The 24,436-nt window shown below is 70.0% G+C and carries 20 protein-coding genes; 16 read left to right on the forward strand and 4 right to left on the reverse strand.

Going from position 1 to position 24,436, the window contains the following annotated elements; all coding sequences use genetic code 11:
- Positions 1-143: 143 nt before the first annotated feature.
- Positions 144-1,001, forward strand: coding sequence for a phosphatidylinositol-specific phospholipase C/glycerophosphodiester phosphodiesterase family protein (locus tag ABZT02_RS38860; RefSeq protein ID WP_356026512.1), 858 nt, complete (start codon positions 144-146; stop codon positions 999-1,001).
- A gap of 130 nt (positions 1,002-1,131) precedes the next feature.
- On the forward strand, positions 1,132-1,326 hold the full coding sequence (locus tag ABZT02_RS38865; protein WP_356026514.1) for a hypothetical protein: 195 nt from the start codon (positions 1,132-1,134) through the stop codon (positions 1,324-1,326).
- Between the two features lie 2 nt (positions 1,327-1,328).
- Here the strand turns inward: ABZT02_RS38865 and ABZT02_RS38870 are convergent, their stop codons facing one another.
- The 3 genes from ABZT02_RS38870 to ABZT02_RS38880 all read right to left on the reverse strand — a co-directional run bounded on the left by ABZT02_RS38870 (position 1,329) and on the right by ABZT02_RS38880 (position 4,239).
- On the reverse strand, positions 1,329-2,567 hold the full coding sequence (locus ABZT02_RS38870; RefSeq protein ID WP_356026516.1) for a phosphodiester glycosidase family protein: 1,239 nt from the start codon (positions 2,565-2,567) through the stop codon (positions 1,329-1,331).
- Between the two features lie 71 nt (positions 2,568-2,638).
- On the reverse strand, positions 2,639-3,025 hold the full coding sequence (locus ABZT02_RS38875; RefSeq protein ID WP_356026518.1) for a DUF779 domain-containing protein: 387 nt from the start codon (positions 3,023-3,025) through the stop codon (positions 2,639-2,641).
- Between the two features lie 47 nt (positions 3,026-3,072).
- Positions 3,073-4,239 (reverse strand): bifunctional class I SAM-dependent methyltransferase/NUDIX hydrolase, encoded by a 1,167-nt coding sequence (locus tag ABZT02_RS38880; RefSeq protein WP_356026520.1) that lies wholly within the window; start codon positions 4,237-4,239, stop codon positions 3,073-3,075.
- Between the two features lie 151 nt (positions 4,240-4,390).
- On the opposite strand from ABZT02_RS38880, the gene ABZT02_RS38885 reads away from it, so the two are divergent.
- The 9 genes from ABZT02_RS38885 (at position 4,391) to ABZT02_RS38925 (ending at position 15,890) form a co-directional block, all read left to right on the forward strand.
- A complete protein-coding gene (locus ABZT02_RS38885) occupies positions 4,391-6,037 on the forward strand; it encodes a cellulase family glycosylhydrolase (RefSeq protein ID WP_356026522.1) in 1,647 nt (548 codons plus the stop codon).
- A gap of 158 nt (positions 6,038-6,195) precedes the next feature.
- Entirely contained in the window at positions 6,196-8,247 is a 2,052-nt protein-coding gene (locus ABZT02_RS38890; protein ID WP_356026524.1) for a discoidin domain-containing protein, read from the forward strand.
- 24 nt (positions 8,248-8,271) lie between these two features.
- A complete protein-coding gene (locus ABZT02_RS38895; protein ID WP_356026526.1) occupies positions 8,272-8,862 on the forward strand; it encodes a TetR family transcriptional regulator in 591 nt (196 codons plus the stop codon).
- A gap of 54 nt (positions 8,863-8,916) precedes the next feature.
- Positions 8,917-9,264, forward strand: coding sequence for a VOC family protein (locus ABZT02_RS38900; protein ID WP_356026528.1), 348 nt, complete (start codon positions 8,917-8,919; stop codon positions 9,262-9,264).
- Positions 9,265-9,319: 55 nt separating this feature from the next.
- Entirely contained in the window at positions 9,320-11,695 is a 2,376-nt protein-coding gene (locus tag ABZT02_RS38905; protein ID WP_356026530.1) for an excinuclease ABC subunit UvrA, read from the forward strand.
- Positions 11,696-11,865: 170 nt separating this feature from the next.
- Positions 11,866-12,951, forward strand: coding sequence for an S-(hydroxymethyl)mycothiol dehydrogenase (locus ABZT02_RS38910; RefSeq protein WP_356026532.1), 1,086 nt, complete (start codon positions 11,866-11,868; stop codon positions 12,949-12,951).
- A 160-nt stretch (positions 12,952-13,111) separates the two neighbouring features.
- Complete coding sequence (locus tag ABZT02_RS38915) at positions 13,112-13,474, forward strand: bifunctional 3-phenylpropionate/cinnamic acid dioxygenase ferredoxin subunit (RefSeq protein ID WP_356026534.1); 363 nt, start codon at positions 13,112-13,114, stop codon at positions 13,472-13,474.
- Entirely contained in the window at positions 13,471-14,631 is a 1,161-nt protein-coding gene (locus ABZT02_RS38920) for an FAD-dependent oxidoreductase (protein WP_356026536.1), read from the forward strand. Before ABZT02_RS38915 ends, ABZT02_RS38920 begins: the two co-directional genes overlap by 4 nt.
- A 110-nt stretch (positions 14,632-14,741) precedes the next feature.
- Complete coding sequence (locus ABZT02_RS38925) at positions 14,742-15,890, forward strand: aromatic ring-hydroxylating dioxygenase subunit alpha (RefSeq protein WP_356026538.1); 1,149 nt, start codon at positions 14,742-14,744, stop codon at positions 15,888-15,890.
- On the opposite strand, the gene ABZT02_RS38930 is transcribed toward ABZT02_RS38925, so the two are convergent.
- Positions 15,878-16,624, reverse strand: coding sequence for an IclR family transcriptional regulator (locus ABZT02_RS38930; RefSeq protein WP_356026558.1), 747 nt, complete (start codon positions 16,622-16,624; stop codon positions 15,878-15,880). The genes ABZT02_RS38925 and ABZT02_RS38930 overlap by 13 nt on opposite strands.
- A 208-nt stretch (positions 16,625-16,832) precedes the next feature.
- Here ABZT02_RS38930 and betA point away from each other — a divergent pair, with 208 nt between their 5' ends.
- The 5 genes from betA to ABZT02_RS38955 all read left to right on the forward strand — a co-directional run bounded on the left by betA (position 16,833) and on the right by ABZT02_RS38955 (position 24,254).
- Complete coding sequence (betA, locus tag ABZT02_RS38935; RefSeq protein WP_356026540.1) at positions 16,833-18,503, forward strand: choline dehydrogenase; 1,671 nt, start codon at positions 16,833-16,835, stop codon at positions 18,501-18,503.
- Between the two features lie 184 nt (positions 18,504-18,687).
- Complete coding sequence (locus ABZT02_RS38940; RefSeq protein ID WP_356026560.1) at positions 18,688-20,157, forward strand: aldehyde dehydrogenase family protein; 1,470 nt, start codon at positions 18,688-18,690, stop codon at positions 20,155-20,157.
- Between the two features lie 20 nt (positions 20,158-20,177).
- Positions 20,178-21,266 carry a glycine betaine/L-proline ABC transporter ATP-binding protein gene (locus ABZT02_RS38945; protein ID WP_356026542.1) on the forward strand — a complete coding sequence of 363 codons (1,089 nt, stop codon included), beginning with the start codon at positions 20,178-20,180 and terminating at the stop codon, positions 21,264-21,266.
- Positions 21,266-23,275, forward strand: a complete 2,010-nt coding sequence (locus tag ABZT02_RS38950; RefSeq protein WP_356026544.1) for an ABC transporter permease subunit — start codon at positions 21,266-21,268, stop codon at positions 23,273-23,275. Before ABZT02_RS38945 ends, ABZT02_RS38950 begins: the two co-directional genes overlap by 1 nt.
- 13 nt (positions 23,276-23,288) lie before the next feature.
- Positions 23,289-24,254 (forward strand): ABC transporter substrate-binding protein, encoded by a 966-nt coding sequence (locus tag ABZT02_RS38955; protein WP_356026546.1) that lies wholly within the window; start codon positions 23,289-23,291, stop codon positions 24,252-24,254.
- Positions 24,255-24,436: the final 182 nt, after the last annotated feature.

The following is a 24,436-nucleotide window of genomic DNA, read 5'->3' on the forward strand; positions in this document are numbered from 1 at the left end:
GGGGCGGGCTTTTCCGTGCGCCTGCGCGGAAGGAGTGAACGGGCGGCGGCAGTCCGGCCAACTCCTGGCACGTACAGGTCCCTTGAGGGCCGACGGGCCCCATACTCCCTGTGGTTCCGACCCGCCCCACAGGGAGGCAGAACATGGCCCTCATCACCCGTCGCAGAGCCCTCACCACCCTCGGCGCCGCGGTCGCGGCGACGCTGGCCCCGCCCGTCGGCAGCGCGTGGGCCGACAGCCGGAAGCACCGCCCCCGCCCGTTGTGGCGCGCCCACGCCCACAACGACTACGAGCACCCGCGTCCCCTCCTCGACGCCCTCGACCACCGCTTCGGCAGCGTCGAGGCCGACATCTTCCTCATCGGCGACCAGCTCCTCATCGGCCACACGCCCGACGACCTCGACCCCACGCGCACCCTGGAGCCCCTGTACCTCGACCCGCTGGCCGGGATCGTCAAGGCCAACCGCGGTGCCGTGTACCGGGGGCACCGCCGCCCCCTCCAACTGCTCGTCGACATCAAGACCGAGGGCTCCTCGACCTACCTCGAACTCGACCGGCATCTGCGGCGCTACAGGCACCTGTTCACGACGTACGCGCACGGCAAGGTCGTCCCCGGCCCGGTCACCGCCGTCATCTCCGGCGACCGTGCCGCCCGCATCCCGATGGAGACCCAGACGGTACGGCGGGCCTTCTACGACGGCCGGCTCGCCGACCTCGGCACCTCGGCGCCCGCCTCCCTCATCCCGCTGATCAGCGACAACTGGACGCTCAACTTCACCTGGCTCGGCGAGGGCGTCTTCCCCGACGCCGAGCGGCAGAAGCTGCGGAGCATCGTCCAGCAGGCCCACGCGCGCGGGCAGAAGGTGCGGTTCTGGGCCACCCCGGACCTGGCCGGGCCCGCCCGGGACGCGCTGTGGACCGAACTCCTCGCCGCCGGTGTCGACTACTTCAACACCGACGACCTGGCGGGCCTGGAGGCCTTCCTCGACGCCCACAGGTAGGCGCCTTCGAGCGGGCGTGACACCACTCGTTCGGAGGACACAGCAGCCGCCCGGACGAACCCTCCGCTACGCCACACTTGCGGCCGAACGCCGCGAAACGGACCTGGCGGCGTGGCGGAGGAGGCTGCTCATGGTGATTTCCCTTTCTGTGCTGGTGCTGCTGCTGATCCTGGCGGTGATCTTCCTGCGCAGCGGCGGACTCAAGGTCTCCCACGCGCTGGTGTGCGCGCTGCTCGGCTTCTGTCTCGCCGGCACGAGCATCGCGCCCACCATCCACAGCGGCATGACGGCGACGGCGGACATCGTCAGCGGTCTGCGCCCCTGACCTCAGCCGGTGGAGAAGACCCCGATGCCGTTCGGTACGGGCCGTTCGGCGCCGCCCGAGGGGTGGTTGAGGGCGGCGACAGCGCTGGCGCCCGGCGTACGGGCGGCCATGGTCGTGGAACCCCCGCCGTCCAGGCTGAAGGCGTCGACCGAGCCCAACCCCCGCATGGTGTAGGCGACTTCGGCGATCGTCAGCCCACTGCGATAGCCGGGCGCGCCGTCCAGCGCGAGGAGATACAGCCGCTGTCCGCCGTCCGCGATGCCCACGGCCGTGCGCACGGCCGACGTCGTGTCGTCGAGGCCGGGCAGCGGGCGGCTGTCTTCGAGCACCGGATAGCCCCCGAGCGCGAAGCGGTACGCGATTCCCGCCGAGGCCGCGACCAGGCGGTGCTGCACCGTCACCGCCGAGCCGACCGAGAGCTTGCGCAGTTGCTGCGCGCCCGCCTCCCGGCCCACCAGCACCGTGGTGCCGCCGGCGATCGCCCCGCTGCCCGGGGTGTCGGCCGTGGCGACGACGTGACCGTCACGGACCGTCACCTCATGGGTGTCCGTGCTGCACGGGGCGGCCCGGTCCTTGTCCGTCCCGCAGGTCGCCCGCACCCGGGACGCGCCGCCCCAGTCCGAGGTGAACGCGCCGACCGAACCGACGGGCAGCGCGTACTGGTTCAGCCCGCCGAGCGGCAGCTGCCCCTCGGGCGTGCGCACCGACCCGTCGAGCGCGAGGTCGTCGAGCCGGGCCCGACGGTCGGTGCCCACGCCGAAGACGTCCCTGGTGCTCGTGCCGGGCGGCAACGCGGGTCCGAAGCGCTGGCCGTCCGGCACCGCCGCCTTGAGCGCGCGGCCCTCGGCGATCGCCGGGCCGACGCTCGCGCCGGTGGCCGTGACACCGGGGTGCTGGGTCTCCGAGATGTTGAAGAAGTCGCCGTTCACCCCCGCGAGGGCGCCCTGCGAGGTGGCCAGCCGGGACACCGTGGCCCGCGCGGCCACCGCCCCCGGATACAGCAGCTCCACCCGCACCCCCGGCTCGCCCAGGTCCACGCGGATCACATGGGCATGCGTCACCCCCGCGGCCGCGGAGATGTCGAACTGCTCGTACTGCACGCCCGTGGCGAGCTCTGTCCACCCCTGCGCGGCGCCGGCCGGTGCCGCCCCCACCAGGGCCGCACCGGCCAGCGTGCCGAGTGCCGCGAGAAACGTCAGTACCGATCTGCCTGCGCCGAAACGTCTTTGACGGTGCGTCACAGCTCTCCCTGAGGTCGTGTCAACTGTGCCGGAACTCAGGGAAGTGCACCAGACGACGGTGGCCCGAGGGGCTACCCGGCGCCGACCACACGCGAACGGATGAGGAAACGCACCCCCTCGGGTGCCTCGAGAGAGAATCCGCTGCCCCGGCCCGCGACGACATCGACGATCAGCCGGGTGTGGGCCCACACCGCGTACTGGCTCCTCGACATCCAGAACGTCACCGGTTCCTCGACCCCCGCCACGTCCAGCTCGGCGAGCAGCACGTCCGAGCCGCCGGTGCGGAACTCACCCGCCGGGTAGCACATCGGCGCGCAGCCGTCGCAGCAGCCGCCCGACTGATGGAACATCAGCGGCCCGTGCGCCTCGCGCAACCGGCGCAGCAGCTCTGCGGCGGCGGGCGTGACCTCGACGCGCTGCACCTCGTCGTACCCGGCACGTGCGGAATCCTCGTCCATGGTCGTCGAGTGCAGCACGGGGAAGGTTGCGAGGGGGTTGCAGGGCGCTATCCGGCGTACGGCGTGAAGTGCGCCGGAGTGTGGTCGATCGGCAGGTCCGGGCGCCAGGCGGTCAGGCCCTGGGCGCTGCACACGAACAGGTTCTCCGGGAGCCGGTCCAGGGCGAACCAGCGCCAGTCGCCGACGCGTTCGTCGGGCTGGTCCGAGGGGTCGCCCCGCCAGGCGGTGACCTGGCTGGCCACCGTCATCCGGACCACGCCGTCGACGTCGTCGAGGAGCGTGCCCAGAAGCCGGACGTCGGTCGGGCGGGCCTCGATCCCGGTCTCCTCCCGGAGTTCGCGCACGACCGTCTCCTCCAGTGACTCCCCGGGCTCGACGGTGCCGCCGGGCAGCTCCCAGGTGCCGCGCCGGTGCCGGCCGAGCAGCAGTCCGCGGGGGCCGTACAGGATGGCGCCCACCCCGATCGCCGCGTGCGGAACCGGACCGCGATTGCTACGGGGGCGGGAGGAGACCCGGACGGAACGGGTCGCCCGGACGATCCGGTACGAGGCGTGGTTGCCCTCCTCCGGCGCGTCGAGGACGTCGATCCCCTCGATGCGCAGTCCGTGGTCGCCGAGCAGGTCCGTCCAGAGTTCGGGGGTGAGCACCCACATCCGGACGTCGACCTCCCCGCCCCCGGCGAGCCGCAGGATCTCGGGCCGGGACTCGACCACGGAGGAGGGGCCGTCTCCGCGCGAGGTGGTGTGCAGCACGGTGAAGCACAGTGTCCCGCCGGGCCGCAGCGCCCCGGCGAGGGCGGGCAGCAGCCGGCGGGGGTCGAGGTACGGCACCGCGTTGACGGAGTAGACGACGTCGTACGGTTCCGTCGAGCCGAGGTGTTCGACGGCGTCGGCCCTGATCAGGCGCAGACCGGGCAGGGAGCCGTAGCGGGCCAGGGCCCGTGCGTGCTGCGTGGGGGAGGAGTCGACCGCGTCCACCGAGGCGCCGTACCCGCGGACGAGGTGCGCCGCGTGCCGGGCGGGGCCGCAGCCGAGGTCCAGTACGCGCCGTCCGGCGAGTTCACCGAGGATCTCGGCGCCCGGCCCGGTGTCCCGCAGTCCCCAGTCGAAGCGCTCCAGTTCCGGCAGTACCGTGCCGCGCCGCAGATGGTGGTCGCCGTAGGTGTGCCAGGCCTCGGCGTTGACCGAGTGGGGATCGAGGGGTCGTGTGGGCAACGTGCCTCCCAGGTGCGGTGGTCGAGGCTGGGAACCCTATGCGCGGTCGCGCCCTTTGCCGTCGCGCATCTTGACGTGTACTTGACGGGGTGGCTTCTATGGGAGCGCTCCCATACCCCTTCCGGCTGCCTCACCCACCCCTGGAGCCGCAGTGAGAAGCACAGGAAAGAGCCCCTTACACATCCTCCTGGCCAGGCTGGCCGCCCTCGTCGGACTGGTGGTGCTCGGCGCCCTCTGTCCCGGTACGGCCCAGGCCGCCGACACCGGCGCCCAGGCCACCGGTCTGCACATCAGCAACGGCCGCCTGGTCGAGGGCAACGGCAACGACTTCGTGATGCGTGGCGTCAACCACGCCCACACCTGGTACCCCAACGAGCTCGACTCGCTGGCCGACATCAAGGCGCAGGGCGCGAACACGGTGCGGGTGGTTCTCGCCGACGGCCACCGCTGGACCGCCAACAGCGCCTCGGACGTGGCCAACGTCATCGCCCAGTGCAAGGCCAACCGGCTCATCTGCGTCCTGGAGGTGCACGACACCACCGGATACGGCGAGGACAGCGCCGCCGGCACCCTCGACCAGGCCGCCGACTACTGGATCGGCCTGAAGAACGTGCTCGCCGGCCAGGAGAGCTACATCGTCATCAACATCGGCAACGAGCCCTGGGGCAACACCGACCCCGCCGGCTGGACCGCCCCGACGATCGCCGCGATCCAGAAGCTCCGCAACGCAGGGTTCCAGCACACGATCATGGTGGACGCGCCCAACTGGGGCCAGGACTGGCAGCAGGTCATGCGGACCAACGCCCAGTCCGTGTACGCCGCCGACACCACCGGCAACCTGATCTTCTCGATCCACATGTACAGCGTCTTCGACACCGCGGCGGAGGTCACCGACTATCTGAACGCCTTCGTCACGGCCAAACTGCCCATCTTGATAGGGGAGTTCGGCGGTCCCGCCGACCAGTGGGGCGATCCGGACGAGGACACCATGATGGCCACCGCCGAACAGCTCCGCATCGGCTATCTGGCCTGGTCCTGGAGCGGCAACACCGACCCGATCCTCGACCTCGTGCTCAACTTCGACCCGGCGCAGATGACGTCATGGGGCAAGCGCATCTTCAACGGCGCCAACGGCATCGCGCAGACCGCCAAGGAAGCCACCGTCTTCGGCGGCGGTTCCAGTGACACCCAGGCCCCCACCGCCCCCGGCACGCCGACCGCCTCGGCGGTGACGGCGACCTCCACCCAGCTGTCCTGGACGGCGTCCACTGACAACGTTGGCGTCGCCGGATACGACGTCGTGCGGATCAGCGGTGGCACCGAGACGAAGGTCGCGGCCTCGACGACCAACTCGGTGACCGTGACCGGTCTGACCGCCGACACGGCCTACTCCTTCGCCGTCTACGCCCGTGACGCGGCCGGGAACCGGTCGGCCCGCTCGGCGACGGTGAGCGTCACCACCGCCACCACGCCCGCCGGGAGTTGCTCCGTGGGCTACCGGGTGGTCGGCGAGTGGCAGGGCGGCTTCCAGGGCGAGATCGTCATCCGCAACACCGGCACCGCCCCGGTCAGCGGCTGGAAGCTCGGCTTCGCCTTCGCCGACGGACAGACCGTCTCCAACATGTGGGGCGGGACCGCAGCGCAGAGCGGGGGCTCGGTGACCGTCACCCCGGCCTCGTACACCAGCACCATCGCGGCCGGAGGTTCGGTCACCGTCGGCTTCATCGGCAGCAAGGGTGCCAAGAACACCGCGCCGACCGCTTTCACTCTCAACGGAGCGGCCTGCGTGAACGGTTGATGTCCCCCAGGTATCAGGTCAACTGTCCCGGACTCTTGACTCGGAACGCGCTCGGTCGCGATCCTCGACGCATCTATTGCGCCGGTCATGACAATTCCAAGGGCAGTCAAAACGCCCTCGGTCGACGGCGCCCTCCCGCCGACCGAGGGACGTGGGCCATGGCCGGACGCACCTGCCGCAGAAGCAAGAACATCACCGTCACTTCCCTGCTCCTCCTGGTGCTGGCCACGATCCTCGGCCCCACCCAGAGCTCGGCGGCCACCGACTGGTGGACACCGACGGCCAGACCCGCCCCGGACGCCCAGGTGGGCGTGACGGGAGCGCCCTTCACCGGCACCAACTCCGCAGGCGAGGTGAAGGGGTTCATCGACGCCCACAACCACCTCTTCTCCAACGAGGCCTTCGGCGGGCGGCTCATCTGCGGCAAGGTGTTCTCCGAGGCCGGAGTCGCCGACGCGCTCAAGGACTGCCCCGAGCACTACCCCGACGGCAGCCTCGCGCTCTTCGACTACATCACCCACGGCGGCGACGGCAAGCACGACCCCGTCGGCTGGCCGACCTTCAAGGACTGGCCGGCGTACGACTCGATGACCCACCAGGCGAACTACTACGCCTGGGTGGAGCGGGCCTGGCGCGGTGGCCAGCGGGTGCTCGTCAACGACCTCGTCACCAACGGGATGATCTGTTCCATCTACCCGTTCAAGGACCGCAGTTGTGACGAGATGACCTCGATCCGCCTCCAGGCCAGAATGACGTACGACCTCCAGGCGTTCATCGACAAGATGTACGGCGGCACCGGCAAGGGCTGGTTCCGGATCGTCACCGACAGCGCGCAGGCCCGACAGGTCATCCAGCAGGGCAAGTTGGCGGTCGTCCTCGGCGTCGAGACCTCCGAGCCGTTCGGCTGCAAGCAGATCCTCGACATCGGGCAGTGCAGCAAGGCGGACATCGACAAGGGGCTCGACGAGCTGTACGGCCTCGGCGTGCGCTCGATGTTCCTGTGCCACAAGTTCGACAACGCCCTGTGCGGTGTCCGCTTCGACGAGGGCGGCCTCGGCACCGCCATCAACGTCGGGCAGTTCCTGTCCACCGGCACCTTCTGGAAGACCGAGACCTGCAAGGGCCCGCAGCACGACAACCCCATCGGTACGGCGGCCTCCGAGGCGGAGAACGACCTGCCGGCCGGCACCGAGGTCCCGGAGTACGACAAGGCCGCGCAGTGCAACGTCCGCGGGCTCACCGATCTCGGCGAGTACGCCGTGCGCGGAATGATGAAACGCAAGATGATGCTCGAGATCGACCACATGAGCGTCAAGGCGACCGGCCAGGTCCTCGACATCTTCGAGGCCGCGAACTACCCGGGCGTGCTCTCCTCGCACAGCTGGATGGACCTGAACTGGACCGAGCGGGTCTACTCCCTCGGCGGTTTCGTCGCCCAGTACATGCACGGCTCCGAAGGGTTCGCCGCGGAGGCGAAGCGCACCGACGCGCTGCGCGACAAGTACAACGTCGGCTACGGCTACGGCACCGACTTCAACGGCATCGGCGACCACCCCGCACCGCGCGGAGCGAACGCCGCGAACAAGGTGACGTATCCCTTCAAGAGCGTCGATGGCGGCTCGGTCATCGACAAGCAGACGTCCGGGCAGCGCACCTTCGACTTCAACACCGACGGGGCCGCCCACGTCGGCATGATCCCGGACTGGATCGAGGACATCCGGCTCGTCGGCGGCCAGGGCGTGGTCGACGACCTCTTCCGGGGCGCCGAGTCCTACCTGGACACCTGGGGCGCGTCCGAGCGGCACCTGGCGTCGGTCGATCTCGCCGACGGGCGTACGGCGACGGCCAGTTCGTCCGAGTCCAACCCCTTCACCAGCTACCAGCCGGGGCGGGCGGTGGACGGCGACGACTCCAGCCGCTGGGCGAGCGACTGGAGCGACGACCAGTGGTGGCAGGTCGACCTGGGCTCCACCAACCTGGTCTCCAAGGTCACGCTCGACTGGGAGCGGGCGTACGGGAAGTCGTACCGGATCGAGCTGTCGACGGACGGGACGAACTGGACGACCGCCTGGTCGACGACCGCCGGGGACGGCGGGCTCGACACGGCCAAGTTCACCGGCACACCGGCCCGTTACGTCCGGGTCCACGGTCTCGGCCGCGGCACCGACTGGGGATACTCGCTCTACGAGGTGGGCGTCCACAGCGGCTGATTCATTCGACAGCGGGGGACACGTATGGCACGCATGCCGTCGGCCGAGCGGCGCAGACAGCTGACGGAAGCGGCCATCAGGGCGATGGCCCGGGACGGCGTCGCGAAGACGACGACCCGGTCCATCGCCGCCGAGGCCGGCGTGTCCCTCAGCGTCTTCCACTACTGCTTCGACTCCAAGCAGGCCCTGATCGAGGCCGTGATCACCACGCTCACCGACCACTCGGTGCGCGTGGTCCAGGAGGCGCTGCGCCCCAGGGACACCCTGGAGGAGACCGTCGCCGCTGGTTTCCGGGCGTACTGGGACCACGTCCGCGCCCACCCCGAGGCGCACATGCTCACCTACGAGCTCACCCAGTACGCCCTGCGCGAGCCCGGGTTCGAGCACCTGGCCAGGCGGCAGTACGAGCTGTACGGCGAGGCGTACGCCGAGCTCATCGAGCAGCTCCGCAAGGACATGGACCTGGAGCTGCGGGTGCCGGTCTCCGTGCTGGCCCGCTATCTCGCGGCCATGACCGACGGGCTCACCCTGAACTACCTCGTCCTCGGCGACGAGGCCGCCTGGGCGGACATCCTCGACACGGTCACCGCGCACATCGCGGGCCTGGTGCGCTGAGACCGGTCAGGATCCGAGAAGCGCGGGCCGGGAGCCGTGGCTAGCGTGGCGGGCATGGACATCCGCATTCGGGCGAGCTTCCTCCCGCACGACGACCCGGAGGCCTCCCTGGCCTTCTACCGGGACGCGCTGGGCTTCGAGGTGCGCGGTGACGTGGGCCGCGACGGGATGCGGTGGATCACGGTCGGCCCCGCGAGCCGGGCCGGTGCCTCGGTCGTGCTGCACCCGGCGGGCGACGGCCCCGGGCTCCTGCTCGCCACTCCCTGCCTCGATCCCGTCTTCGAGCGGCTCCAGGCCCGCGCCGAGGTGATCCAGGAGCCGATCGAGCAGTCGTACGGCATACGGGACTGCGCCTTCCTCGACCCCGCGGGCAACATGATCCGCGTCCAGGAACTGCGCTGAGGCGTGCGCTTCGACGTAGTGTTCGAAGCTGTCGAAAACGGGAGGACACATCACCATGAGCAAGGCCACTTCGGGCGACCGGCACGCCGCTGACAGCCACGACCTGATCCGCGTGCACGGGGCGCGCGAGAACAACCTCAAGGACGTCAGCATCGAGATCCCGAAGCGCCGGCTCACGGTCTTCACCGGAGTCTCCGGCTCCGGCAAGAGCTCGCTGGTGTTCGACACCATCGCCGCCGAGTCGCAGCGGCTGATCAACGAGACCTACAGCGCCTTCGTACAGGGCTTCATGCCGACCCTGGCCAGGCCCGAGGTCGACGTCCTCGACGGACTGACCACCGCGATCACCGTCGACCAGCAGCGCCTCGGCGGCGACCCGCGCTCCACCGTCGGGACCGTCACCGACACCAACGCGATGCTGCGGATCCTCTTCAGCAGACTCGGCACCCCGCACATCGGCTCGCCCAAGGCGTTCTCCTTCAACGTCGCCTCCATCAGCGGGGCGGGCGCGGTGACCATGGAGCGCGGCGGACAGACCGTGAAGGAGCGCCGCAGCTTCAGCATCGTCGGCGGCATGTGCCCGCGCTGCGAGGGCCGCGGCACGGTCAACGACATCGACCTCACCCAGCTCTACGACGACTCCAAGTCCCTCAACGAGGGTGCGATGACCATCCCCGGCTACAAGGCTGGCGGCTGGAACTACCGCCTCTACAGCGAGTCCGGCTTCTTCGACGCGGACAAGCCGATCCGGAAGTTCACCAAGCGCGAGCTCCAGGACTTCCTGTACCGCGAACCGGTGCGGATGAAGATCGCGGGCATCAACATGACCTACGAAGGTCTCGTCCCGCGGATCCAGAAGTCGATGCTCGCCAAGGACCGCGAGTCGATGCAGCCGCACATCCGTGAGTTCGTGGACCGCGCGATCACCTTCATGGTCTGCCCCGAGTGCGAGGGCACCCGGCTGAGCGAGGGCGCCCGGTCCTCGAAGATCAAGGGGATCAGCATCGCCGACGCCTGCGCGATGCAGATCAGCGACCTCGCCGAGTGGGTGCGCGCGCTGGACGAGCCGTCGGTCGGGCCGCTGCTGACGGCGCTGGGGGAGACCCTCGACTCCTTCGTGGAGATCGGGCTCGGCTATCTCTCCCTCGACCGCTCCTCGGGCACGCTGTCCGGCGGCGAGGCGCAGCGCACCAAGATGATCCGGCATCTTGGTTCCTCGCTCACCGACGTCACCTACGTCTTCGACGAGCCGACCATCGGGCTGCACCCCCATGACATCCAGCGCATGAACAACCTGCTGCTGCGCCTGCGGGACAAGGGCAACACGGTGCTCGTCGTGGAGCACAAGCCGGAGACGATCGTGATCGCCGACCATGTCGTCGACCTCGGCCCCGGTGCCGGGACGGCGGGCGGCTCGGTCTGCTTCGAGGGGTCCGTGGAGGGGCTGCGGACCAGCGGCACCGTGACCGGCCGCCACTTCGACGACCGGGCCGGACTCAAGGACACGGTCCGCAAGGCGAACGGGGCGCTGGAGATCCGCGGTGCGAGCACGCACAACCTCCAGGACGTCGACGTCGACATCCCGCTCGGGGTGCTGACCGTGATCACCGGGGTCGCGGGGTCCGGCAAGAGCTCGCTGGTGCACGGGTCGATCCCGGCCACGGAGGAGGTCGTCTCCGTCGACCAGGGCGCCATCCGCGGCTCCAGGAGGAGCAACCCGGCGACGTACACCGGACTGCTCGAACCGATCCGCAAGGCGTTCGCGAAGGCCAACGGGGTGAAGCCGGCGCTGTTCAGCGCCAACTCCGAGGGCGCCTGTCCCACCTGCAACGGCGCCGGGGTCGTCTACACCGACCTCGCGATGATGGCCGGGGTCGCCACGACCTGTGAGGAGTGCGAGGGGAAGCGGTTCCAGGCCTCGGTGCTGGAGTACCACCTCGGCGGGCGGGACATCAGCGAGGTGCTCGCGATGCCGGTGACGGAGGCGGAGGAGTTCTTCAACACCGGTGAGGCGCGCACGCCGGCCGCGCACAGGATCCTGGAGCGGCTCTCGGACGTCGGGCTCGGCTATCTCACCCTCGGGCAGCCGCTCACCACGCTGTCCGGCGGTGAGCGGCAGCGGCTGAAGCTGGCCACCCACATGGGCGAGAAGGGCGGCGTGTACATCCTCGACGAGCCGACCACCGGACTCCACCTCGCCGACGTCGAGCAACTCCTCGGTCTGCTCGACCGGCTCGTCGACTCCGGCAAGTCCGTCATCGTCGTCGAGCACCACCAGGCGGTCATGGCCCACGCCGACTGGATCATCGACCTCGGCCCGGGCGCGGGTCATGACGGCGGGCGGATCGTGTTCGAGGGGACTCCGGCGGAGCTCGTCGCCACGGGGAGCACGCTCACGGCGGAACATCTGGCGGCGTACGTGGGGGAGTGACGGAGAGCCGGCGGGTGCGGGTGCGGGTGCGGGACCGGGCCCGTGTCCGCGCCTGCCGCCCGGCCGGAACCGACCTCTTGACCCATGGCTCCCCCTCCTCGATGCTCAGTTGCGCATAGCGATACGTGTCGCGAATGAGGCAACCGAGAGTGCAGTCGGAGGAGTGACCCATGGCTCATGAGGTTCGTGCTGTCGTCGCCCGTGCGAAGGGCGCCCCGGTCTCGGTCGAGACGATCCTGGTCCCCGACCCCGGCCCCGGCGAGGCGCTGGTGAAGGTCGAGGCCTGCGGGGTCTGCCACACCGATCTGCACTACCGGGAGGGCGGGATCAACGACGCCTTCCCCTTCCTGCTGGGCCACGAGGCGGCCGGCCGCGTCGAAGCCGTGGGGGAGGGCGTCACCGGTGTCGAGCCGGGTGACTTCGTCATCCTCAACTGGCGTGCCGTCTGCGGTAAGTGCCGGGCGTGCAGCAAGGGGAGACCCTGGTACTGCTTCGACACCCACAACGCGACACAGCCGATGACCCTCCTCGACGGCACCCCGCTCTCGCCCGCCCTCGGCATCGGCGCCTTCGCCGAGAAGACCCTGGTCGCCGCCGGGCAGTGCACCAAGGTGGACCCGGCGGCCCCGGCGACCGCCGCGGGACTGCTCGGCTGCGGTGTCATGGCGGGCTTCGGCGCGGCCGTGAACACCGGCGCCGTCGGCCGCGGGGACTCCGTCGCCGTCATCGGCTGCGGCGGGGTCGGCATGGCCGCCGTCGCGGGGGCACGGCTCGCCGGCGCGACCAAGGTCATCGCCGTCGACATCGACCCGCGCAAGCTGGAGCGCGCCCTCGGGATGGGCGCGACCCACACCGTCGACGGCTCGGCCACCGACGTCGTGGCGGCGGTGCGCGAACTGACCGGGGGCTTCGGCGCCGACGTGGTCGTCGAGGCGGTCGGCCGCCCCGAGACGTACCGGCAGGCCTTCTACGCCCGCGACCTCGCCGGCACCGTCGTCCTGGTCGGTGTGCCGACCCCGGAGATGAAGCTGGAGCTGCCGCTGCTCGACGTCTTCGGACGCGGCGGCGCTTTGAAGTCCAGCTGGTACGGCGACTGTCTGCCCTCGCGGGACTTCCCGGCGCTCATCGACCTCTACCTGGACGGGCGCTTCGACCTGGACGCGTTCGTGTCCGAGACCATCGGCCTCGGGGACGTGGAGAAGGCGTTCGAGAAGATGCACCGCGGCGAGGTGCTCCGCTCCGTGGTTGTGCTGTGAAAGCCTGCTCGGCGTTGCCCCCTGTGCATGATGTTGCATATCAAGCAACGCAGATTGCCGCAGGTGTCCGCCCTCTGGACTCCTTGACAAGGGTTTGCGGGCGCCCCCAAACTGGCGTTGCGTTCACCGCAATCCGTTTCGTTATACGCACCGAGGTGTCATGATGATTCCCGCGTGCCGTCTCGTGGATCTCCCCCGAGGCGAGGCCTACCGGCTCGACATCGATCCGCCGGTCTCGGTGTTCCACACCGACGACGGCGAGGTCTTCGCCATCGACGACACCTGCACCCATCAGGACGCCTCGCTCGCCGACGGCTGGCTGGAGGGCTGCGAGGTCGAATGCCCGCTGCACGCCTCGAAGTTCGACCTGCGGACGGGCGCCGTCGACGCCCCGCCCGCCAAACGCCCGGTCCGCACCCACGAGGTCCTCGTCGAGGACGGCATGATCTACGTCCGGCTGTCCCTGGACGCCCCCAACCTGCCGCCCTGTGTCGCGGCCAGGCTCGCCGGCGGACCCGCGTGAGGACGGTCGCCGTGGTCGGTGCCTCACTCGCCGGTCTGTCGGCGGCGCGCTCGCTGCGGAAGCAGGGCTACGACGGGCGGCTCGTCGTCATCGGCGACGAACTCCACCGCCCGTACGACAGGCCCCCGTTGTCCAAGGAGTTCCTGGCCGGCTCCCTGGCCGAGGCCGATCTCGCGCTGGAGCCGGACGACGAGGACCTGCGGGTGCAGTGGCTGCTCGGCGTCCGTGCCGTAGGTCTCGACGGCCACCGGCGCGCCGTACGGCTCGCCGACGGCAGCGAGGTACGGGCGGACGGCGTCGTCATCGCGACCGGCGCCGCCGCCCGGACCCTGCCCGGCACCGACGGACTGGCCGGGGTGCACACCCTGCGCACCCTGGACGACGCCCGTGCCCTGCGCGACGAACTGGCCCTCGGGGGACGGCTGGTGGTGATCGGCGGCGGCTTCATCGGCGCCGAGGTCGCCTCCACCGCGTACGCCCTCGGACTCGACGTGACCGTCGTGGAAGCGGCCCCGACCCCGCTGGCCGGACCGCTCGGCGAGACCATGGGCGCAATCGTCTCCGCCCTCCACGCGGACCACGGCGTACGGCTGTTGTGCGGAGTGGGCGTCAAGGGGCTGCGCGGCGGGAGCCGTGTCGACACCGTCCTGCTGGCGGACGGCCGCGGCCTCCCCGCCGACATCGTGGTCGTGGGGGTCGGCGCACGTCCGTGCGTCGACTGGCTCGCCGACTCGGGGATCGCACTCGACGACGGCGTCACGTGCGGGGCCGACGGCCGCACCAGCCTGGCCGGCGTGGTCGCGGTCGGCGACTGTGCCTCCTGGTACGACCCGCGCGCGGGCCTGCACCGCCGCGTCGAGCACTGGACCGGCGCCCGGGAGCGGCCCGACGCGGCCGTGACCGCACTGCTGGCGGGCGGCGCGGTGGAACCGAGCGCGCCGAGGCCGCCGTACTTCTGGTCGGACCAGTACGGCGTGAAGATCCAGTTCGCCGGTCACGCGGCCGCCGCCGACAGCGTGACCATCGAGGAAGGCGCCCGGGACGACCGCAACGTCCTGGCCGTGTACCGGCGTTCCGGCCATCCGGTCGCCGTGCTCGGGATGAACCAGCCGCGGCTGTTCACGCGCTGGCGCAAGCAGCTCGCCGCCGCTGCCTGACAGCACCGACGCTGTCGCTCCGTTCAGAACGCCGTCCGCTCTTCCCGGCGTGCACCACCGGTACACGAAGGCGTGCATCACCGGTCCCCGACGTCCCCGAGGAGTGCACTGTGACCTCGACCAGCCTGCCGGACAGCCTGATCGCCACCCTTCCCGGCGTCTCCTACACGGATCCCGGCATCTTCGCGCAGGAGCAGGAGCGCATCTTCGAAGCGATGTGGTTCTGCGCCGTCCGCGCCTCCGACCTGCCCAAACCCGGCGCCTTCAAGACCGTGGAGGTGGGCCGGGAGAGCATCCTGATCACGCGTGCGCGGGACAACTCGGTGCGCGCTTACTTCAACGTCTGCCGGCACCGGGGCGCCCGGCTGTGCACGGAGGAGTCGGGGGAGGTGAAGCGGGCGTTCCAGTGCCCGTACCACGCCTGGACGTACGACCTCACGGGCAAGCTCGTGGCCGCGCCGAACCTGACGAAGATGCCGGACGTGGGCCGGACCGAGTACGGCCTGGTGAGCGTGGCCGTGCGCGAGTGGCTGGGCTATGTGTGGGTGTGCCTCGCCGAGGACCCGCCGCCCTTCGACGAGGTCGTCCAGGACGTGATCACGCGCCTCGGCGACACCGAGTCGATCGAGCGCTACGACATCGGGGGGCTGGAGGTCGGCCGGCGGATCGTCTACGACGTGAAGGCGAACTGGAAGCTGATCGTCGAGAACTTCATGGAGTGCTACCACTGCGCGACGATCCATCCCGAACTCACCGAGGTGCTCCCGGAGTTCGCCGACGGATACGCGGCGCAGTACTACGTGGGGCACGGCGCGGAGTTCGGTGCGGACGTCAGAGGCTTCACGGTCGACGGCTCGGAGGGCCTGGACCGTATCCCGGGGGTCTCCGAGGACCAGGACCGCCGCTACTACGCGATCACCGTCCGGCCGCAGGTGTTCGTCAACCTCGTGCCCGACCATGTGATCTTCCACCGGATGTACCCGGTCGCCGCCGACCGCACGATCGTCGAGTGCGACTGGCTGTACCTTCCGCAGGTCGTCGAGAGCGGTCGGGACGTCAGCAGGTCGGTGGAGCTCTTCGACCGGGTCAACCGGCAGGACTTCGACGCGTGCGAGCGCACCCAGCTTGGGATGAGCTCACGGCTGTACGCCAAGGGTGGTGTGCTGGTGCCCAGCGAGCACCACATCGGCGAGTTCCACGACTGGGTCCAGGCCCGGCTGGGGAATCCGCCCGGGCCGGGGGTGGCTCAGCCCAGGTAGCCCATGCGGTGGCTGATCTCCTCGGCGCCCTTGACCAGGACCGGGGCGAGCTCGTGAAGGCGCTCCTCGGAGAGCCGGTACGAGGGCCCCGAGGCGCTGAGTGCCGCGATGACCTCTCCGTCCCGGTCGCGGACCGGCGCGGCCATGGCGTGCAGGCCGAGCTCCAGCTCCTCCAGGGCCCAGGCGTAACCGCGCTCCCGGGCCTCGGCGAGGTTCTTCTCGAGCTTCGTCTTCGCGGTGATGGTGCGCGGGGTGACCTTCTTCAGACCGGCCTCCGTCAGCAGCGCGGCGCGCTCCTTGGCCGGCAGGTGGGCCAGCAGGATCTTGCCGCTCGACGTGGCGTGCAGCGGGGTCAGTTGGCCGACCCAGTTCTGCGCGGTGACGGCACCGGGGCCGCGCACCTGGTAGAGGTTGACCGCGTAGCGCTCCTGCATCACGGCGAGGTTCACGGTCTCGCCGATCTCCTCGGCGAGGTCCTCGCAGACCGGGCGGCTCTGCTGGGTGATGTCGATGCGGCCGGTGACCGCGCCGGCCAGGCGCACGATGCCGAAACCGAGACGGTACTTGCCGCGCTCACCCGCCTGTTCCACCAGGCCGCGCGCTTCCAGGGCGCCGAGGAGCCGGAACGCCGTGGACTTGTGAACGTCGATCTCGGCGGCCACCTCGCTGACGCCGGCCTCGCCCCGCTGGGCCAGGATCTCCATCACGTGAATGGCCCGGTCGACGGACTGCACCCCACCGCTCGACGACCCTGTCGTTTCGTTATCCGGGTTGTAGTTGCTCACAACGCAACTATACGGGGGGTAAACAACAAGGATGCGGGAGTGTTTCGAGGACTCCGTGCATGTGTCGTGCAAGTTGCGCGCTTCGCAACCTGGTGCGTATCACGCTACCCGTACTACCATGCCGCGCGTATCTACGGCGCGAGCGAGACGAGGCACCATGGCTCCTCAGCAGTACGACTTCGTCATCGTCGGCGGTGGATCGGCCGGCAGCGCACTGGCCAACCGGCTCTCCGCGGACCCGGGCAACCGGGTGCTGGTCCTGGAGGCCGGCCGGCCCGACTACCCGTGGGACGTCTTCATCCACATGCCCGCGGCGCTGACCTACCCGATCGGCAGCCGCTTCTACGACTGGAAGTACGAGTCCGAGCCCGAGCCGCACATGGGCGGCCGGCGCGTCTACCACGCCCGCGGCAAGGTACTGGGCGGCTCCAGCAGCATCAACGGCATGATCTTCCAGCGCGGCAACCCCCTGGACTACGAGCGCTGGGCCGCCGATCCCGGCATGGAGAGCTGGGACTACGCGCACTGTCTGCCGTACTTCAAGCGCATGGAGAACTGCCTCGCGGCCGACCCCGACGACGAGTTCCGCGGCCACGACGGCCCTCTCGTCCTGGAACGCGGCCCGGCCACCAACCCGCTCTTCACCGCCTTCCAGAAGGCCACCGAGGAGGCCGGGTACGCGCCGACCGACGACGTCAACGGCTACCGGCAGGAAGGCTTCGCCAAGTTCGACCGCAACGTCCACCGCGGTCGCCGGCTGTCGGCCTCGAAGGCCTATCTGAAGCCCGCCCGCAAGCGACCCAACCTCACGGTCACAACCCGCGCCCTGGTCACCCGCGTCCGGTTCGAGGGCAAGCGGGCCGTCGGCGTCGAGTACCGGCGCGGCAAGGGCGCGCTCCAGCAGGTCCGCGCCAAGGAGGTCATCCTCTGCGGCGGCGCGATCAACTCCCCGCAGTTGCTTCAGCTTTCGGGCGTCGGAAACGCTGAGGAACTGCGCGCGCTCGGCATCGACGTCGTGCACGACCTGCCGGGCGTCGGCGAGAACATGCAGGACCACCTGGAGGTGTACATCCAGTACGCCTGCAAGCAGCCCGTCTCCATGCAGCCGTACCTCACGAAGTGGCGGGCGCCCTTCATCGGCCTGCAGTGGCTCTTCCGCAAGGGCCCCGCCGCCACCAACCACTTCGAGGCGGGCGGCTTCGCCCGCAGCAACGACGACGTCGACTACCCCAACCTGATGTTCCACTTCCTGCCCATCGCGGTCCGCTACGACGGCTCGGTGCCCGCCGGCGGACACGGCTATCAGGTGCATGTCGGACCCATGTACTCCGACGCCCTCGGCTCCGTGAAGATCAGGAGCAAGGACCCGCAGGAGCACCCGGCGCTGCGCTTCAACTACCTGTCCACCGAACAGGACCGCCGCGAGTGGGTCGAGGCGATCCGCGTCGCGCGCAGGCTGCTCAACCAGCCCGCGCTCGCCCCCTACAACGGCGGGGAGATCTCGCCGGGCCCGTCCGTCGAGACCGACGAGGAGATCCTCGCCTGGGTCGCCAAGGACGGCGAGACCGCCCTGCACCCCTCCTGCACCTGCAAGATGGGCACCGACGAGATGGCCGTCGTGGACCCGGCCAGCATGCGCGTGCACGGCGTCGAGGGGCTGCGGGTCGTCGACGCGTCGGTGATGCCCTATGTCACCAACGGCAACATCTACGCGCCGGTGATGATGATCGCGGAGAAGGCGGCCGACCTCATCCTCGGCAAGGACCCGCTCGCGCCCTCCGAGGCCGTGTACTACCGGCACCGGGACGCCCGCACGCAGGCCGGGTAACGCGGATTTTTCGTGGGACCGCTTGTACCGGAAACCGGCCGGACCCGCGCTGCGCGCAAGGCGCCCGCGTGCCCAAACCGTCATCCCCCAACCCCTTGACGTGGGGTGCCGCAGTCTCCAGAGTGTTCCACCAAAAGCAATACGATGCGTCATGCGCAACGAAATCGCTCGAAGGGCTCCCGACGTGGCAGACCTGTACGTGGACGGTGAATGGCGGGAGCCGGTGGCCGGGGGGCGCCGGGAGATCCGCTGTCCCGCCGACGGCACGCTTTCCGCGACCGTGTCGGAAGGCACCCGCGCCGACTCCGAGGCAGCCGTCACCGCCGCCCGCCGGGCCTTCGACGAGGGCCCCTGGCCGCGCACCCCCGAGCGTGAGCGCGGCGCCCTGTTGCTGCGCACCGCCGACCTGATCGAGCGTGACGCCAAGGAGTTCGCCCGCGCCGAGTCGCTGGACACCGGCAAGCGGCTGGTGGAGCGCGAGTACGACATCGCCGACATCGTCTCCTGCTTCCGCTACTACGGCGGGCTCGGCGGCACCGACGCCGGCCGCGTGATCGACACCGGCCGGGACGACGCCGTCAGCCGCGTGGTCTACGAGCCGATCGGGGTGTGCGGACTGATCACACCCTGGAACTACCCACTTCTGCAAGCGAGTTGGAAGGTCGCCCCGGCCCTTCTCGCCGGCAACACGATCGTCCTCAAGCCGAGCGAACTCACTCCCTCCACCTCGATCCTGCTGATGAGGGCGCTGGCGGAGACCGGACTGCCCGCCGGTGCCGCCAACCTCGTCCTCGGCACCGGGCCCGAGGTCGGCGCGCCGCTCTCCGAGGACCCCCGCGTCGACATGGTCTCCTTCACCGGGGGCGTGGAGACCGGCAGACGGATCATGGCGACGGCCGCCGCGACCGTGAAGAAGGTCGCGCTGGAGCTCGGCGGGAAGAACCCCAACGTCGTCTTCGCCGACGCCGACTTCGAGACGGCCGTGGACTTCGCGCTCACGGCCGTCTTCCTGCATTCGGGGCAGGTCTGCTCGGCCGGTGCCCGGCTGATCGTCGAGGACTCGCTGCACGACCGCTTCGTCGACGAGGTGGTCCGCCGCGCCCGGCAGATCCGTCTCGGCGGGCCCTTCGATCCCGAGGCCGAGACCGGGGCGCTGATCTCGGCGCAGCACCTTGAGAAGGTCGAGGCGTACGTCGCCGCGGGTGTCGCCGAGGGGGCCGTACTGCGCTGCGGCGGCGAACGGCCCGCCGACCCGGCCCTCGCGAACGGCCACTACTACCCGCCCACCGTGCTCGACGAGTGCCGGCAGGACATGCGGGTGGTGCACGAGGAGTCCTTCGGGCCGGTGCTCACCGTGGAGCGCTTCACCGGTGAGGACGACGCCGTACGCATCGCGAACGACACCGAGTACGGCCTCGCCGGGGCGGTCTGGACGCAGGACGCCGGGAAGGCCCAGCGGGTCGCCCGCCGGCTGCGGCACGGCACGGTGTGGATCAACGACTACCACCCCTATGTGCCCCAGGCCGAGTGGGGTGGCTTCGGGCACTCCGGTGTCGGCCGGGAACTGGGACCGACCGGCCTCGACGAGTACCGCGAGCCCAAGCACATCTGGCAGAACATCCAACCCCGGCCGCAGCACTGGTTCCGCGGCTGAACGCCGAGAAGAGGTCGACCATGACCCCAACCCAGACCGAGGTGCCGCCGCGCCGCGGCACCCCCGAGGACGCGGCGCCCACGCCCGTCATATCCGTACGCGGGCTGTGGAAGGTGTTCGGGCCGAAGGCGGACCAGGTACCGGACTCCGAGGAGCTGCGCGGGCTCACCCGCCGCGAGCTCATGGACCGGACCGGCTGTACCGCCGCCGTGCGTGACGTGAGCTTCGAGGTCGCGCCCGGCGAGGTCTTCGTCGTCATGGGACTGTCCGGCTCCGGCAAGTCCACCCTGGTGCGCTGTCTGACCCGGCTGATCGAGCCCACCGCCGGTGAGATCGTCTTCGAGGGCGAGGACATCCGGGACGCCGACGAGCGGCGGCTGCGCGAGCTGCGGCGCAGCAAGTTCTCCATGGTCTTCCAGCACTTCGGTCTGCTGCCCCACCGCCGCGTCGTCGACAACGTGGCGTTCGGCCTGGAGATCCGCGGCATGGGCCGGGCCGAGCGCACCAGGCGGGCGCTGGAGGTCGTCGAACTCGTGGGCCTCGCGGGCTACGAGAACTCCTACCCCGACCAGCTCTCCGGCGGTATGCAGCAACGCGTGGGCCTGGCCAGGGCGTTGGCCGGAGATCCGGACGTCCTCCTCTTCGACGAGCCGTTCTCGGCGCTCGATCCGCTGATCCGCCGTGACATGCAGAACGAGGTCATCCGACTGCACCACGAGGTCGGCAAGACGATGGTGTTCATCACCCACGACCTCTCCGAGGCGCTGAAGCTCGGCGACCGCATCCTCATCATGCGCGACGGCAAAACGGTCCAGTGCGGCACCGGCGACGAACTCGTGGGTGCCCCCGCCGACGACTACGTACGCGACTTCGTGAAGGACGTGCCGCGCGGCGACGTGCTGACCCTGCGCTGGATCATGCGTCCGGCGACGCCCGAAGACCCTCTGGACGGACCCGAGTTGGGTCCCGACGTCGTGGTGAAGGAGGCCACCCGGGCGGTGCTCGCCGCCGACAAGCCCGTCAAGGTCGTCGAGAACGGCAAGCTGATCGGCATCGTCGGTGACGAGGAGATCCTCGCGGTGGTCGCCGGGCAGGAAGGCGACGCGTGATGACGGTCGCCATGGAGAAACCCGAGACCTCGGGGGAGGCGCAGCAGTCCGTCCCGCCGCCACCCGTCGCCTCCGCCCGCCGGATCAGCCGATCCATGGTGGTCGGCGCGATCCTGGTCGTCTGGCTCCTCCTCTTCGCCGTACTGCGCGGGCGGCAGACCCTGTCGCTGGCCGCGGCCGACCTCACCGATCTGCACCGCTGGCTCAACGACGTCAACGACTCCATCGGCGCCGACCGCAACTCCAACCCGCTGTTCCTGTACTTCTTCAACGAGATCCGGCTGGTCATCGACACCCTGGTGACCTTCGTCCAGGACCTGATCTCCCAGCCGTCCGGCGACCGGCCGGTCCCGCAGATCGGCTGGCTCGGCGTGGTCGGCCTCGCCGGCTATGTCTCCTGGGCGGTCGCCAACTGGCGGGTCGCGCTGCTGGCCGTGGCCGGGTTCACCTTCCTGGGGCTCCAGGGCCTGTGGCAGGAGAGCATGGACACCCTGTCCCTGACCCTCTCCGCGGTCCTCGTGGCGCTGCTGTTCGCGATCCCGCTCGGGGTGTGGGCGGGCCTGTCGGAACGGGTCAACCGGATCGTCACGCCCTTCCTGGACTTCATGCAGACGATGCCGACCATGGTCTACCTCGCGCCGCTCACTCTGTTCTTCCTCATCGGCGGCGCCTCCGCGACCATCGCCACCGTCATCTACGCGGCACCCCCGGCCCTGCGCATCACCGCGCACGCCATTCGCTCGGTGCCCCCGACGACGGTCGAGGCGGCCGAGTCCATGGGCGCCACCCGCAGGCAGTCCCTGCTGAAGGTGCTGCTGCCGATGTCCCGGCGGACCGTGGTGATGGGCGTCAACCAGACCATCATGGCCGCCCTCGCCATGGTGACCATCGCCGCTCTGATCGACGCCCCCGGCCTCGGCAAGACCGTCGTCCAGGCCCTCCAGTCCCTCGACGTCGGCACGGCCTTCAACGCGGGCCTCGCGATCGTCGTCATGGCGATCGTCCTGGACCGGGTCACCACCGCGGCGAGCGAACGTGCGGAGGCGGCCCGGCGATCCGGCAACCCCCTGCTCAAGTGGCGGCGGCACCTGCTCGTGGCCGGGGGAGTCGTGGCGGCCGTACTCGTGTACCTGTCGCACACCTACCTGTGGGCGGCCGAGTTCCCCGGCGACGGCGGCACCGGCAGCACCATCGCCAAAGCGGCCGACAACGTGACCACCTGGGCACAGGACCACCTGTCCGGGCTGACCAACGGCTTCCGGGACGTCATCACCAACGGCCTGCTCAACCCGTTCCAGACGCTGCTCACCGACTCCCCGTGGTGGCTCGTAGGCGCCGCCCTGATCGGGATCGCGGTGGTCCTCGGCGGGTGGCGTGCCGGGATCACCACCGCGGTGTGCGTGGGCCTGCTCGTCGCCACCGGCGTGTGGTCGGACGGCATGACGACCCTCGCCTCGACCGTCGTGGCGACCGTGCTGGTCATGCTGCTCGGCATGGTCTTCGGGGTGTGGATGGGGCGCAGCGCGCTGGTGGACCGGCTCGTGCGGCCCACCCTCGACGCGGCCCAGGTGATGCCGCCGTTCGTCTACCTCGTGCCGTTCCTCGCTCTGTTCGGCGCGACCCGGTTCACGGCCATCGTCGCCGCGATCGTCTACGCGGCCCCGGTCGCCATCAAGATCATCGCCGACGGGGTGCGGACCGTGCCCGCGGCCACCGTCGAGGCGGCCACCTCCACCGGGTGCAACACCTGGCAGATCATCACCAAGGTCCAGCTGCCGATGGCCCGCGGCGCCCTGACGCTCGCGACCAACCAGGGCCTCATCTACGTGCTGTCGATGGTCGTCGTCGGCGGCCTCGTGGGCGCGGGCGCCCTCGGCTACGACGTGGTGGCCGGCTTCTCGCAGGGACAGCTGTACGGCAAGGGCCTGGCGGCCGGTCTCGCCATCGTCCTGCTCGGCGTCATGTTCGACCGGATCACTCAAGCAGCGGCTCGCCGCACCAGTAACTGAGGAGCACCACACCATGGCAAGACACTGGCGAGCCGGCGCGGTCGGCGTGGCCGTCCTCGGCCTCACCCTCACGGCCTGCGGCGGCGCGAAGGTCGGTGACTCCTCGGAGGCCGGCGGGTCGGGCAGCTCCGGCAAGTGCGGCACCTTCAACCTCGCGGTCAACCCCTGGGTGGGCTACGAGGCGGACGCGGCGGTCGTCGCGTACGTCGCCGAGCACGACCTGAAGTGCAAGGTGACCAAGAAGGACCTCAAGGAGGAGATCGCCTGGCAGGGCTTCGGCACCGGCGAGGTCGACACCGTCCTGGAGAACTGGGGCCACGACGACCTGAAGAAGAAGTACATCACCCAGCAGAAGACCGCCGTGGAGGCCGGCTCGACCGGCAACAAGGGCATCATCGGCTGGTACGTGCCGCCGTGGCTGGCCAAGGCCCACCCGGACATCACCGACTGGAAGAGCCTCAACAAATACGCCTCGAAGTTCAAGACCTCGGAATCCGGCGGCAAGGGCCAACTCCTGGACGGCGACCCGTCGTACGTCACCAACGACGAGGCGCTGGTGAAGAACCTGAAGCTGGACTTCAAGGTGGTGTACGCGGGCAGTGAGACCGCGCTGATCCAGGCGTACCGCAACGCCGAGAAGAACAAGCAGTGGGTGATCGGCTACTTCTACGAGCCGCAGTGGTTCCTGTCCGAGGTGCCGCTGGTCAAGGTCGACCTGCCCGCGTACAAGACGGGCTGCGACGCCGACCCGGCCAAGGTCGCCTGCGACTACCCCGTCTACGACCTCGACAAGATCGTCAGCGCGAAGTTCGCCAAGTCGGGCAGCCCCGCCTACGACCTGGTGAAGAAGTTCAACTGGACCAACGACGACCAGAACGTCGTGGCCAAGTACATCGCGGTGGACAAGATGACGCCGGACGCGGCGGCCAAGAAGTGGGTCGACGCCAACCGCGCCAAGGTCGACGCCTGGATCAAGTAGGCCGGTCGGGTGAGCCCGGTGGGCGGTGCGCGTGGGTGCGCGCCGCCCACCGGGCGTTGTCGTTTTCCAGGCCGTTCCCCAAGCCTTTTCCCGGGCCGTTTGCCTGGCCGTTCTCCGACGTCACCGGGCCTCTTGACACCCACCGGCACGGCGGGCACATTGAGTTGCGCAGCCTGAATCGT

It is taken from the genome of Streptomyces sp. NPDC005402 (assembly GCF_040606575.1).
Lineage (GTDB): Bacteria > Actinomycetota > Actinomycetes > Streptomycetales > Streptomycetaceae > Streptomyces.